The 14,061-nt window shown below is 46.4% G+C and carries 13 protein-coding genes; 2 read left to right on the forward strand and 11 right to left on the reverse strand.

Annotated features, from left to right (window positions below):
* Positions 1–134: 134 nt before the first annotated feature.
* The 5 genes from ACNAZ4_RS13890 to zapA form a co-directional block, all read right to left on the reverse strand.
* Positions 135–539, reverse strand: a complete 405-nt coding sequence (locus ACNAZ4_RS13890) for a DUF350 domain-containing protein (RefSeq protein WP_415815133.1) — start codon at positions 537–539, stop codon at positions 135–137.
* Between the two features lie 69 nt (positions 540–608).
* Complete coding sequence (locus tag ACNAZ4_RS13895; RefSeq protein WP_415815134.1) at positions 609–2,963, reverse strand: endonuclease MutS2; 2,355 nt, start codon at positions 2,961–2,963, stop codon at positions 609–611.
* Between the two features lie 180 nt (positions 2,964–3,143).
* Entirely contained in the window at positions 3,144–4,865 is a 1,722-nt protein-coding gene (gene polX / locus ACNAZ4_RS13900; RefSeq protein ID WP_415815135.1) for a DNA polymerase/3'-5' exonuclease PolX, read from the reverse strand.
* A gap of 146 nt (positions 4,866–5,011) precedes the next feature.
* Positions 5,012–5,554, reverse strand: coding sequence for a CvpA family protein (locus ACNAZ4_RS13905; RefSeq protein ID WP_415815136.1), 543 nt, complete (start codon positions 5,552–5,554; stop codon positions 5,012–5,014).
* Between the two features lie 7 nt (positions 5,555–5,561).
* The gene (gene zapA / locus ACNAZ4_RS13910; RefSeq protein ID WP_144477805.1) at positions 5,562–5,822 is read right to left on the reverse strand and encodes a cell division protein ZapA; all 261 of its coding nucleotides are present in this window, start codon (positions 5,820–5,822) and stop codon (positions 5,562–5,564) included.
* A 132-nt stretch (positions 5,823–5,954) separates the two neighbouring features.
* On the opposite strand from zapA, the gene rnhC reads away from it, so the two are divergent.
* On the forward strand, positions 5,955–6,884 hold the full coding sequence (rnhC, locus tag ACNAZ4_RS13915) for a ribonuclease HIII (RefSeq protein WP_415815137.1): 930 nt from the start codon (positions 5,955–5,957) through the stop codon (positions 6,882–6,884).
* Between the two features lie 37 nt (positions 6,885–6,921).
* Here rnhC and pheT read toward each other — a convergent pair whose 3' ends face one another.
* From pheT to ACNAZ4_RS13935, 4 genes are all read right to left on the reverse strand, one after another.
* Positions 6,922–9,336: a phenylalanine--tRNA ligase subunit beta gene (gene pheT, locus ACNAZ4_RS13920; protein ID WP_415815138.1), complete on the reverse strand. Its 2,415-nt coding sequence runs from the start codon at positions 9,334–9,336 to the stop codon at positions 6,922–6,924.
* Positions 9,337–9,355: 19 nt separating this feature from the next.
* Positions 9,356–10,393 carry a phenylalanine--tRNA ligase subunit alpha gene (gene pheS / locus ACNAZ4_RS13925; protein WP_415815139.1) on the reverse strand — a complete coding sequence of 346 codons (1,038 nt, stop codon included), beginning with the start codon at positions 10,391–10,393 and terminating at the stop codon, positions 9,356–9,358.
* A 117-nt stretch (positions 10,394–10,510) separates the two neighbouring features.
* The gene (locus ACNAZ4_RS13930) at positions 10,511–10,669 is read right to left on the reverse strand and encodes a hypothetical protein (RefSeq protein ID WP_415815140.1); all 159 of its coding nucleotides are present in this window, start codon (positions 10,667–10,669) and stop codon (positions 10,511–10,513) included.
* Positions 10,670–10,766: 97 nt separating this feature from the next.
* A complete protein-coding gene (locus ACNAZ4_RS13935; RefSeq protein ID WP_415815141.1) occupies positions 10,767–11,522 on the reverse strand; it encodes a TrmH family RNA methyltransferase in 756 nt (251 codons plus the stop codon).
* 124 nt (positions 11,523–11,646) lie between these two features.
* Between ACNAZ4_RS13935 and sspI the strand changes: the two genes are divergently transcribed.
* Complete coding sequence (sspI, locus tag ACNAZ4_RS13940; RefSeq protein ID WP_415815142.1) at positions 11,647–11,859, forward strand: small acid-soluble spore protein SspI; 213 nt, start codon at positions 11,647–11,649, stop codon at positions 11,857–11,859.
* 306 nt (positions 11,860–12,165) lie between these two features.
* Here the strand turns inward: sspI and ACNAZ4_RS13945 are convergent, their stop codons facing one another.
* Entirely contained in the window at positions 12,166–13,251 is a 1,086-nt protein-coding gene (locus tag ACNAZ4_RS13945; RefSeq protein ID WP_415815143.1) for a M42 family metallopeptidase, read from the reverse strand.
* A gap of 75 nt (positions 13,252–13,326) precedes the next feature.
* Complete coding sequence (locus ACNAZ4_RS13950) at positions 13,327–13,818, reverse strand: dUTP diphosphatase (RefSeq protein WP_415815144.1); 492 nt, start codon at positions 13,816–13,818, stop codon at positions 13,327–13,329.
* Between the last annotated feature and the right edge of the window lie 243 nt (positions 13,819–14,061).

Here is a 14,061-nt window from a genome sequence, read left to right on the forward strand (position 1 = left end):
TGGAAGACGGTTTTGTGGTTTTATTTGCTATTTTACACAAAGAACATCATATAGATCACGCCGACCAGCAGGAATACTCCGCATAGGATCAGCAAGATTTTTGCCAGTTTTTCCATCTGTTTCAGGTCCCCCTGTTAAATTCCTGCGCCAATGATATAGGACAGGCCGGCAGAGATGATCATTGAAATCAGTCCGACTGCACGGTTGTCATTTTCTATTTCTTTATCAATGTTGAACTTCGGAGTCAGGAATTCAAAAATAAAGTATCCGATCAAAAGCAGTATGAATCCGAAAACTCCCCAGCTGACCATAGTAAGAAGTGAATCATGCTGATTGATCGAATGGCGGAATATATTGGCTACACCGAAGATTTTCCCGCCGGTGGCCATCGCGACTGAAAGATTTCCTTTTTTGATTTCATCCCAGTTCCGGTATTTTGTGACCAGTTCAAAGACAGCCAGGAATACAACCATGCAGAGAATCGCCACACTGTAATAACCTGCTGTCACAACATATTCGTTTTCCCAGAAATGCTCCATGTCCAATCTCCCTGAATATATTTTACCCCTAAGCCTATTATAATGGTTTCTGGAGTGGATTAGTATTTTTTATTTGAATTCTACTACGGTCACACCTGTTCCGCCTTCTCCGGCGTCTCCGAAGCGGATTTTCTTGACGGAGCGGTGGTTGCGCAGATATTCCTGGACTCCCTGCCTTAGTGCTCCTGTTCCTTTTCCGTGAATGATGTTTACGCGCGGGTAGCTGGCAAGCAAGGCATCATCGATATATTTCTCGACCCTCATGAGCGCGTCTTCATAGCGCTCCCCTCTTAGGTCTAGCTCCAAGCCGACGTGGAAGTCCTTCCCTTTCACTGTCGCAATCGGTTTTGTTTCCACCGGCTTTGGCGTATTGATAAATTCCATATCGGACTCTTTCACTTTCATTTTAAGAATGCCAATCTGGACTTGCCATTCTTTTGCATTCACGCGTTCCAATAAATGCCCTTTTTGGCCGAATGTGAGCACATTGACCTCATCCCCAGGCTTGAATTCATGTTTGGCAGGTTTCGCTTTGCCAGCATTCTTCACCTGGTTAAGCTCTGGTGTTGCATCACTTAGGCGTTTTTTGGCATCGATCAATTCATGCTCCTTGATTTCAGCGCCTTTTTCCAGCCTCAGCTTCCGGAGCTCACGGATGACTTCTTCTGCTTCATCCTTCGCCTTTTCCACGATGGATGCTGCTTTGACTTTTGCTTTTTCAGCAAGTTCATCTTTTTTCTGATAATATTCAGCCATCTGCTTTTGCATGTCGCTGTGGAGGTTTTCTGCATCCTTCAGCAGCTGGTGGGCCTCATCCCTGTCCCTTTCCGCTTGCTTGCGGCTGGATTCCAGGGAAGCGATCATGTTTTCGACCTCATTGCTGTCGGCGCTAATATAGGATCTCGCTGTTTCGATGACAGTATCCTTCAATCCGAGTCTCTTGGAGATCTCGAAGGCATTGCTTCGTCCCGGCACACCAATCAGAAGCTTATAGGTCGGGCTCAGTGTTTCGACATCGAACTCGACGCTCGCATTGATGACACCGTCACGATTGTACCCATACGCCTTCAGCTCTGGATAATGGGTCGTCGCAATGACTCTTGCTCCGCACTTGTATACTTCATCAAGGATGGAAATTGCCAGCGCCGCACCTTCCTGCGGGTCAGTCCCGGCACCAAGTTCATCAAAAAGAACGAGGCTGTTATTATCCACCTTATTAAGGATTTCAACGATATTGACCATATGGGATGAAAAAGTACTCAAACTTTGCTCGATAGATTGTTCATCCCCGATATCCGCGTAAACTGAACCGAATACAGCGACTTCTGAACCATCCAGGGCAGGGATTTGCAGCCCGGCTTGGGCCATCAGTGTACAAAGTCCAACAGTCTTCAATGTAACGGTTTTACCCCCGGTATTCGGCCCGGTGATGACGATCGTTGTGTAGTCACTTCCCAGAGTGATGCTGTTCGGGACAACTTCATCCATTGAAATCAATGGATGTCTTGCCTGGAAAAGATTGATGCGGCCTTCGTCATTGACGATTGGCTTCGAACCCTTGATTTTGCTTCCATATCGTGACTTTGCGAACATGAAATCAAGCTCGGCCATGATGGCTACGATTTCCAGGAGCTCATCATGGTGATCGGCGGTCAGTGCCGACAGTTCAGCCAAAATACGTTCGATTTCCTGCTGTTCCTTTACCCGGATGTTCTGCAGCTCATTATTCAGCTGGACAACCGATTGCGGTTCGATGAACAGCGTCTGGCCGGAAGAGCTCTGGTCATGGATGATCCCGCCGTAATGGGAACGGTATTCCTGCTTGACCGGAATGACGAAACGATCATTCCTGATGGTGATGATGGCATCAGAAAGCATTTTCGATGCATTGGATGAACGAATCATGCTCTCCAGTTTTTCCCGCACCCTTGCTTCTCTTGACCGCATTTGCTGGCGCAGCGAGCGCAGTGCTTCACTTGCGCTATCGAGAACTTCGCCGCCTTCATCGATTGCATTCCTGATCGATTCCTCGAGGTTCGCCAGTACAATGATGCCTTCGGTGTAGCTCAGCAAAATCGGCACTTCCGTCACATCCTGCAGATCCTCGACGAAACGCTTCATCTGTCTGCTGGCATGCACCGTGCTTGCCACCTGTACCAGTTCATGAGGGCTAAGCATCCCGCCAATCTGGGCTCTCTTCACATGTGGCCTGATATCGTGGATTCCGCCTAACGGCACATTTCCTTTCAGCCTTAGAACCTTTGCTGCCTCATCTGTTTCCTCCTGCAAACGGGAAACCTCGGCAAAATCGACCGAGGGCAACAGGGCTACTGCCTTTTCCCGTCCTAATGAGGATGATGTATGTTCAATCAGCTGGGCCCTGATTTTATCAAATTCCAATGTTTTCAAAACTCGTTGCTGCACAAAAATTTCCTCCTTCTTTTTTGGCGAAGGTTATTAGAAAAGCGTAAGCGCTTTGGTCAGCCCCGACAAGCGCTGGAGGGCCGACCAGTGAAGTCGTTCTTTGACTTCATTGGGCGGACTGAAGCGACTCGAGGGGCTAAGCGCTGAAGCTAGCCATTTCTACATAGAACTAAGAGTCCCTTATTGATCCCGGCCGTGCAGGAAATCGAGCAAACCGTCCAATTCCAAAGCATTCAGGACAGATGATTCCTTGATCCAGCCCTTTCTGGCGGCCGTTACGCCGATCTCCATGTGTTCCAGCGTGTCCACTTTATGCGCGTCCGTATTGATGACGATTTTAACGCCTTCATCCTGCGCTTTTCTTAAATATTCCGCTGCAAGATCAAGCCTGTTTGGATTGGCGTTCAGCTCCAGCGCTGTATTAGTTTCCTTCGCAAGCTTGATCAGCTGATCGATATCGACAGAATACCCTTCCCTGCGGCCAATAAGCCGTCCAGTTGGATGGGCGATGATATCAACATGTGCATTCTCCAGGGCCGTCTTCAGCCTGTTCATGATTTTTTCGGTTGGCTGTGAAAAGGATGAATGGATCGATGCGATGACCATATCCAGCTCGGCAAGCAATTCATCCTCAAAATCCAGTGTGCCATCCGGTAAAATATCCATCTCGATTCCCGTCAAAATCGTGAAGTCATCGAATTTCTTATTCAGTTCCTTCACTTCTTCTATTTGCTTCCTAATTCGTTCCGGCGTCAAGCCGTTCGCTACCTTCAAATACTGGGAATGGTCGGTGATAGCCATGTATTTATAGCCTCTCGCGATACACTCCATCGCCATTTCCTCAATTGAATGGCCGCCATCGCTCCAGGTTGAATGCATGTGAAGATCCCCCTTGATGGCATCAAGCGTTATGAGTTCCTGATCTTTTCTGTATAACTCAACTTCCGATCCATCCTCCCGCAATTCTGGCGGAATGAATGGCAGACCAAAATATTGATAAAATTCTTCTTCTGACTTGAATGTGGTGACTTCACCTGTTTCTACGTTCTCCACACCATATTCGCTGATTTTTTCTCCTTTTTCCTTCGCCAGCTGCCGCATCCTCACGTTGTGGTCCTTCGACCCGGTAAAATGATGGAGGGCTGTCGCGAATTCCTCGGGATCAACAAGACGGAAATCGACATTCACATCATAGTCAAGCCCAAGGGTGACAGATACCTTCGTGTCGCCCGCAGCGATGATTTCCTTGATTTTCGGAAGCTTGATCAACTCATCCTTAACGGCAGAGAGATCGTTTGCCGCGATGATGAAATCCAGGTCCTTGATTGTCTCCCTCATCCTCCGCAAGCTGCCCGCTCTTGAAAATTGTTCGATATTCTCTATCTTTTGAAGATACGATTCAATTAATTCGGCGACCGGCAGCATATAAGCGAGCGGAAGTCTTTCAGGCCTTGTTCCGAAGTTCTCGATCGCAGCGAGGATCTTTTCCTCCGATTTTTTTCCAAAGCCGGCCAAATCCCGGATTTTCCCTGCCTTCGCTGCTTCCTCAAGGTCATGGATACTTTCCACACCCAGTTCTTTATACAGCTTGGCAATCTTTTTGCCGCCCATTCCTGGCAGCTGGAGCAGCGGGATAAGTCCGCTCGGTACCTCTTCCTGCAATTCCTTCAGCTCGGTCGACTGGCCGGTTTCCATGAACTCCTGGATGACCCCCGCTGTGCCTTTGCCGATTCCTTTTAATTCTGTGAGATCCCCTATTTCCGACATGCTGCGTTCATCGCCTTCCAGAGCAGCGGCAGCTTTCCGGAATGCGGATACTTTAAATGGGTTTTCTCCTTTTAGTTCCATATATATAGCAATTGTTTCAAGCAATTGCACGATATCCTTTTTATTTATGGACATGATCTCCACCTGCCTTCTCGATTTCCAGACCGTTTTTTTAAAACGGGACTAGGTCATTGTCTTCTATTTTATAGAAAACATGCCTTACTGTGAAATCAAATGAAAATTTTTCGCCGGATAAAAAAAACTTCTCCGCAAAAGAGAAGTTATGCAGCCATGTATTCAATCCATAGTTGTTTAATTTGCTGAGAGAATACCGGGGTATTTTTTATGATATTTTCGGCTAGAATTGAATCGTTCAATGGTCCCTGGATGGCCTGGATCGGCAGCAGGGCCGCAATGTACAGAACGATGAACAGCAGCAGGTAAACTTCGATAAAACCAAGGAACCCTCCTGCCCAGACATTCAGCTGCTTCAGGACTGGCAGATGTGCTACAAAATCGAGCATCGATCCGATAATCTGGAGCAGGATTTTCACCGCGAAAAAAATGGCCGCAAACGCGATTGCACGATAATAGGCATCTTCTAAATTGGCATTCTCAAATAAGAGATTCAATGTAGAATTGCCGCTAAGGTTTGGATACGGTATCCATAGAGTCAGCTTGGGAGCAAGCTGGTCGTAATATAGGTACGCAACAACGAAGGCTGCGATAAAACCGGCCAAATGAATGGTTTGCAGGATGAACCCCCTCTTCAGTCCTACAATGAAGCCTATGACCAATATAGCCAAAACAGCAAGATCAAGCATGAATTATTCAGTCCTTTAACCTTTTAATTTCCGCTTCAAGCGATTCAACACGATCTTTCATTTTTATGTAATCATTAACAGCATTCACAGCCGTCAACACAGCTAATTTACTAGTATCAAGTGAAGGATTCGCTGAACCGATTTCACGCATTTTATCATCGACCATCGAGGCAATGAGCCGGATATGGCTGGTGCTTTCAATGCCGACTATTGTATACTGCTGTCCATATATATCGACAGTCGACCGATTTTTTTTTGTGTCTGACAACATTTATGCCCCCATTCATAAGAATCCTATTCTATACTATAACATGAACGTAAATCGCTGGGAAGTAGTTGCCTGTCAGATTGAAATGATTTTTGGAAGAAAATGTCTAACCTTAACAAGGAGTGAAGAGCCATGGGAAATAGTGTGCTTCAAAAAAGTCCGGAAGAAATCAGAAAGATGAAAGAGTATTACAGTAAGTTCCTGATTGATAAGCTTCCGCCTGGCAGTGTTTTTGCCGCAAAAACTCCTTCCTGTGCAATCACTGCATATAAATCCGGTAAAGTTCTATTCCAGGGAAAAGACGGAGAAAGTGAAGCAGCAAAGTGGGGCATGGCAACAGCACCTGCTGCTAAAAAGAGTGCTGCGCTAACACCGGGAGCCCATTTGCCGAAAAATATCGCAGAAATGGCGATCATCGGTTCGGATGAGGTCGGTACCGGTGACTATTTCGGTCCAATCACCGTTGTCGCCGCCTATGTTAGGAGGCAGGATATCCCCGTCCTGAAGGAACTAGGAGTCCAGGATTCCAAGAACCTCAAGGACGATAAGATCATCGAGATCGCGAGACAGCTGGTCACCTTCTTGCCTCACAGCCTGTTGACCTTACATAATGAAAAATATAACAAGATGCAAATGAAGGGCATGTCTCAGGGAAAGCTGAAAGCCCTCCTGCACAATCAGGCTATCAACCATGTTCTTGATAAAATCGCCCCGGAAAAACCGGAAGTGATCCTGATCGATGAATTCGCAAAAGAGCCTATTTATTTTGCGCATCTGAAAGGTCAGAGGAAAATCATCCGCGAGAATGTCCTGTTCAGTACAAAAGCAGAAGGAATCCATCTCGGGGTCGCAGCCGCATCGATGATTGCCCGCTATGCGTTTGTACGCCACTTCGAAAACCTGAGCAAGAGAGCCGGTTTCACGATCCCGAAAGGTGCCGGCGCTGCTGTTGATAAGGCAGCGGCAAGGCTGATCGTCGAAAAAGGGATGGATGTGCTGCCTGAGTTCGTCAAACTCCATTTTGCCAATACTGAAAAAGCGAAGAAGATTGCAAGGGTTTAAATATGAAAAAGGCAGCCCGCGGGCTGCCTTTTTCCATTTATCCTCTTAATACTGCTCCAGCTTTTTCTTCAAGTGCAGCAAGGACTTTATTGTGCGCTTTTGCAATGTCTTCATCCGTCAATGTCTTTTCAGGATCAAAGTATTTCAGGGAGAACGCAAGTGATTTCTTGCCTTCTTCCATTTTTTCACCTTCATAAAGGTCGAAAACATTCACTTCTTTTAAAAGTGATCCGCCAGCTTCGGTGATGATCTTCTCAAGGTCACCGGCTGCAGTTCCCTTTTCAACTACAAGGGCGATATCCCTTGTGATCGATGGGAAGCGCGGGATTGCAGTGTACTGTAATGGTGCAGTTTCTGCTTCAAGTAATGCTTTTAGTGATAACTCGAATACATAAGTTTCTTTCAGGTCAAGCGATTTCTGCATGGTTGGGTGAACCTGGCCGATAAAGCCGACCACATTGCCGTTCAGCAGAACTTCAGCTGTGCGCCCTGGATGCATTCCATCAAGATCAGCCTTCTGGAATCCAAGCTGGCTATCAAGGCCAAGCTTGGCAAACAGGCCTTCAACGATTCCTTTTAGCACGAAGAAATCGACAGGCTTCTTCTCGCCCTGCCATGGATGGGTTTCCCACAGGCCAGTGATCGCAGCAGCCAAGTGCTCGCGCTCTTCAGGCAGTTCGTCATTGCTGTTCTTCAGGAACACTGCACCTGTTTCATAAACAGCGACACTGTCCATCTGACGAGCATTATTGTACTTCAATACTTCGAGCAGCTGTGGCACGATGCTTAAGCGCAGCAGGCTGCGGTCTTCACTCATCGGCATTGCCAGTTCAACAGGCTCGCGCTGATCCAGTGCGTATTGTGTTGCTTTCTCCGCGCTTGTAAGGGAATATGTCACCGCCTGGTAAAGACCAGCACCTTCCAGGTAGCGGCGAACAACACGGCGCTTTTTCTGGTATTCAGAAAGGTGTCCCGGTGTTGACTGCCCTTCAGGAAGGGTTGTCGGCAGGTTGTCATAGCCATATAGACGGCCAACCTCTTCAACTAAATCCTCTTCAATCGTAATGTCCCCACGGCGCGTAGGTACCGTTACTGTAATTGTTTCATTATCCACAGATGTTTCAAACTTCAGGCGGGCAAAAATGTCCTCAACCTGCGTCATTTCAAGATCGGTACCCAATACTTTATTGATTTTCCCAAGAGTGGTTGAAACAACTGCTGGCTTAACCTCCAAAGCATCAGCTTCGACCACACCGCCAAGGACTTCACCGCCTGCTAGTTCGATCATTAATTCAGCAGCACGTTCCGCAGCAGGACGGACTCTCTCAGGATCCACACCTTTTTCATAGCGTGAGCTTGCTTCGCTTCGCAAACCATGGTCTTTTGAAGCCTTGCGGATCGCTCCTCCTGTGAAATAAGCGGACTCCAACATAACAGTTGTAGTGTCACTGCTTACTTCGGAATTCGCTCCGCCCATAACACCAGCAAGTGCCACTGGGTCTGTACCGTTCGTGATGACCAGATGATCTGGAGTCAAAGTGCGTTTCACATCATCAAGCGTTTCAATTACTTCTCCGTCTTTGGCGCGGCGGACAAGGATTTCTTTTGAGCCGAGCTTATCATAATCGAAAGCATGAAGCGGCTGACCGTACTCCAATAAGATGAAGTTCGTGATATCGACAACGTTGTTATGAGGGCGGATGCCAGCAGCCATCAATCTTGTTTGCAGCCACACCGGTGACGGGCCGACTTTTACATTCTTGATCACTTTCGCGACGTATAGCGGGTTATCTCCCTTTGCATCCACTGTTACGCTGATATAGTCACTAGCCTGCTCTGATGAAGTTTCAGGCTGCGGGTTCGGAAGCTTAACATCTTTGCCGAGAATCGCACCTACTTCATAGGCAACACCAAGCATGCTCATTGCATCAGCACGGTTTGGCGTCAAACCGAGCTCAAGGATTTCGTCATCCCTGTTCAGGACTTCCAGCGCGTCCTGGCCGATTTCTGTGTCAGGAGTGAAATTGTAGATTCCCTCTGCATACTCCTTCGGCGCCAGCTTGCCTTCAATGCCAAGCTCCTGAAGGGAGCAGATCATCCCATGGGATTCTTCTCCGCGAAGCTTTGCTTTTTTAATTTTGAAGTTGCCTGGCAAAACCGCGCCAACAGTTGCAACCGCAACCTTCTGTCCTTTGCCGACATTTGGCGCGCCACAGATAATCTGTACGGTTTCGCCATTGCCAAGGTCAACAAGTGTCTTGTTCAGCTTTTCTGCATTCGGATGCTTTTCGCATTCCAATACATGGCCGACAACGATACCCTTCAAACCTTCATTCAATTTTTCTACGCCTTCTACCTCAATGCCGCTTTTTGTGATTTTTTCAGCGAGCTCTTCAGCAGATACGCCTTCCAAATCGATATATTCCTGCAGCCATTTATATGATACCAACATGGTTTTACCCTCCTAATCCTTATTCTTCTACTGAGAATTGCTTCAAGAAACGGACATCGTTTGTATAGAAATGACGGATGTCATCAACACCGTACTTGAGCATCGCGATACGCTCAGGTCCCATTCCAAATGCGAAACCAGTATATTTCTTTGAATCATAGCCTGCCATTTCCAGTACGTTCGGATGGACCATCCCAGCTCCAAGGATCTCGATCCAGCCAGTTCCTTTACATACGCTGCAGCCTGATCCGCCGCAAATTTTACAAGAGATATCCATTTCGACAGATGGCTCAGTGAAAGGGAAGAAGCTAGGACGCAAACGGATTTCGCGGTCTTCGCCGAACATTTTCTTAGCAAAAACTTCTAGTGTCCCTTTAAGGTCGCTCATTCTCACGTTCTCATCGACGACAAGTCCCTCGATTTGCATGAACTGGTGAGAGTGTGTTGCATCATCATTATCGCGACGGTACACCTTGCCCGGGCAGATGATTTTCACAGGACCCTTGCCCTGATGCTTTTCCATCGTCCTTGCCTGGACAGGAGATGTGTGTGTGCGCATCAATGTTTCTTCGGTGATGTAGAAGGAATCCTGCATATCCCGTGCCGGATGTCCTTTCGGAAGATTCAGCGCTTCGAAGTTGTAGTAGTCTTTTTCGACTTCAGGTCCTTCTTCAACTGTATAGCCCATGCCGATGAAAAGATCTTCGATTTCCTCGATGATGCTTGTCAGCGGATGATGGCTGCCAGTCTTGACAGGTCTGCCTGGCAGCGTGACATCGATTTCTTCAGCTGCCAATTGTTTTTGGACGGCTGCTTCCTCGAGTTCCTTTTGCTTTCCTTCAATCTGGCCGGAAATTGCATCGCGCACTTCATTTGCAAGTGCACCCATTTTCGGCCTTTCTTCAGCCGATAATTTGCCCATTCCTTTTAGCACTTCTGTGATTGGACCCTTTTTTCCAAGATAGGAAACGCGAATATCATTCAATTCTTTAAGGTCAGCTGCTGCGGCCACTTTTTCAAGCGCCTCAGCCTGCAGTTCTTTTAAACGATCCTGCATGGTAAATCCTCCTTCAATTTCTTCTTTTTTGAACACAAAAAGACCCCATCCCTGATAAAGGGACGAGGTCTGAGGTTTCGCGGTACCACCCTTTTTAACAGGCAATACAGTTATGTATTACATGTTCGCTTCATTGAGATAACGGCTTTGTGCCGATACACCTTTACGCTTTGTGAAAAGCGGTCCCGATGCCAACTCTGGAGGTGAACTTCGCCTGCCTGCTCCATAAAAATGCTTCCAGTCATCGGCATTTTCTCCCTTGATGGCCAGCTTCAAGCTACTCTTCTCCGTCATCGTTTTTGAAATATTAATTTTGCTGTTTATTATAGTATATTCTTCCCGCAGTATCAAATGGTTTTAAGAAATAACGAGCCTAATTTGCTGTTTTTAGATAATATAGCAGGATACCTGCGGCGACTGCGACATTCAGCGACTCGCTCTGGCCGAAAATCGGGATATAGAGATTTTGCGTTGTTTTTTCGAGAAGGTCTTTATGGACACCGTTTCCTTCATTGCCTACCAACAGCGCAAACGCCTCCGGACTTCCAGCCTCAGTATAAACCACTCCGTTTTCAAGAGCCGTCCCATATACCGGGATACTCTCTGCGTTAAGCTTGTTGATCCACTCATGCAGATCCCCGCTTAAAACCGGCAAATGGAAGTGGCTTCCCTGTGCGGAACGAAGCACCTTCGGGTTATACATATCGACACTCCCTTTGCCGACAATGACCGCATCAATCCCAGCTGCATCAGCCGTACGGATCATCGTTCCCAGATTGCCTGGGTCCTGGACAGAATCAATCAGCAAATAGGTCTTCCCAGTTGTTTGCGTCTGCTCATGCTGCTTACATACAGCAAAAATGCCCTGAGTCGTCTCCGTGTCAGCAAGTTGTTTGCTAATGTCATCCGTCACGACTGTAACAGGTACAGACCCATAATCAAGACCCGGCGGCAGTTCCGTTTTTTCGCTTAAAATGATTTCCTCTACATCGTCTATCCTTGTCAGCGCTTCCTCTACCAGGTGAAAGCCTTCCACAAGGAACATCCCTGTCTTATCGCGCTCTTTCCTGGTCTTTAGCTTCTTCCATTGCTTTACTTGCGGATTTTTATCAGATTGAATGTACTTCAACTCTGGCTCTCCTTTAATATGGCTTGTTCAATTTTATTATTATAGCTCAAAACGGATACATAATAAAACCAAAATTGTTAAAGCTATAACCAGCAATGGAAATTTGAAAGGAGTTTGAGCAAGGATGAACCTAAACCTTAGAAACGCTGTCATTTCAAATGTAGCAGGAAATTCACAGGACGAGCTGAAAGATACAATCGTCGACGCCATCCAGAACGGCGAGGAAAAAATGCTTCCAGGACTGGGAGTGCTGTTCGAAGTCATCTGGCAGAACGCCTCCGAGCAGGAAAAACAGGAAATGCTGGATGCTTTGCAATCAGGCTTGAAAGGGAAATAGTTTTTTGAAGGACTCCTTAATATTTGAGGGGTTCTTTTTTTATAAAGTAAACAGCCTGTTTTCAGTCTTATGGAAAAAGTAGAGAAAAAGGTTATTTCCGTAGAGATTATGGCTAATTCCGTAGAGATTATGGCTGTTTTTGTAGAGATTATTATTAATTCCGTAGAGAATACGGTCATTTGTGTAGTGACTATCGTTAATTCCGTAGTGATACCGGTCCAAAATGTAGTGATAAAAGACAACTTTCGTATATAGGCACAAAAAAATTGTCCAGAAAATATTTTCTGGACAACTAAATCTTATTTTTTATTCAAAAGTAAGTTTTTCAACAGTTTCTTTATCAAGACGCTTGATGACTTCGACAATCAATTTAACTGCGTTCTCATAGTCGTCACGGTGAAGCATCGCTGCGTGAGAGTGGATATAGCGTGTCGCAATTGTGATGGACAGCGCAGGTACACCGCGGTGTGTCAGGTGAATCGCACCTGAGTCTGTACCGCCGCCAGCAACTGCGTCGAACTGATATGGAATGTTCAGCTCGTCAGCCAAATCCGTTACAAAATCACGAAGTCCTTTGTGGGACACCATTGATGCATCATAAATGATGATTTGCGGACCGTCACCCATTTTGCTTAGAGCTTCTTTTTCAGTAACACCTGGAGTGTCGCCGGCAATTCCTACATCGACACCAAAACCGATATCAGGCTCGATTGACTGGGCAGATGTTTTCGCTCCGCGCAAGCCTACTTCTTCCTGAACTGTTCCAACTCCATAAACCACGTTTGGATGCTCAGCATCCTTAAGGCCTTTCAGGACATCGATGGCAATTGCACAGCCGATTCGGTTATCCCAAGCCTTAGCAAGAAGCATCTTTTCATTGTTCATAACTGTGAATTCGAAGTAAGGAACGACCATGTCACCAGGAGTGACTCCCCATTCCTTCGCTTCATCACGGCTTGATGCACCGATATCGATGAACATATCCTTGATATCAACCGGCTTTTTGCGTGCTTCTGCCGGAAGGATGTGAGGCGGTTTAGAACCGATGACCCCTGTGATTTCTCCTTTGCGGGTAACGATTGTCACACGTTGTGCAAGCATGACCTGGCTCCACCAGCCGCCGACTGTCTGGAAGCGGATGAATCCTTTGTCATCGATGCTTGTCACCATGAATCCTACTTCATCAAGGTGGCCAGCTACCATGATTTTAGGGCCGTTTGCATCTCCAACCTTCTTGGCAATCAAGCTGCCCAGACCATCAGTCGTTACTTCATCAGCAAATGGAGTTATGTATTTCTTCATTACTTCTCTTGGCTCACGCTCATTGCCGGGAATGCCTTTGGCATCGGTCAAATCTTTGAGCATGGTTAATGTTTCATCTAATTTCGCCATTATTTCGACTCCCTTAATATGTATTTTCGAAACCTATTATACTAGAGATGTGCTGCAATGTACAAAAAATTCTGCCTAATACCCTTTTCGCTGCCTATCATAATTTACTTCATTTTTTTGAATATATGCCTGTTCAATTTGATTCTCTGTCAAACCAAGCAGCTCAGCGAGTTTCAGATAGCTTTGGAATAATTGCATGTAATCTTCTTTGTTGCGGCTCGTCCTGAATTTCTGTACATGCTCGTAAATAGCAAGGAACTGATTGGTAGCGTCCAGCTCATCTGATTTGCTTTGAGGGATTTCCGTGAGGTCCTCAAAACCACACTCGATCCCCAAGGACAATATAAAATGAACGCCATCCACAAATTCCTCAAGGATGATATCTATTTCGGAGGCAGGCTTCACACTCCAGAACTTGAAGCATCTTGTCTCGTTAGCCAGTTCGCCAATCTCAACAAGCAGCGCGAGAACCTTCCTGTCAAAAAGATCTTCTTGCTCTAAATTATGCTGGGATTCAATGTGGCCATCCAGCGCTTTTTGCATTTTAAAAAGAGTTTGTGTATTCATTGTTCAGCTCCAATAGTCATTTTAGCATTTAATTCTGTCCGAACTTGGCCTTACTTCTGACAGCTTTTCCTTACTTTCACCTAAACCTGTCCGAACTTCGGCTTACTTCTGACAGCTTTTCCTGCTTTCCGCCTAAACCTGTCCGAACTTGGCCTTACTTCTGACAGCTTTTCCTTACTTTCACCTAAACCTGTCCGAACTTCGGCTTACTTCTGACAGCTTTTCCTGCTTTCCGCCTAAACC

Source organism: Mesobacillus thioparans (assembly GCF_965138835.1).
In the GTDB taxonomy this organism is placed as follows: domain Bacteria; phylum Bacillota; class Bacilli; order Bacillales; family Cytobacillaceae; genus Mesobacillus; species Mesobacillus thioparans.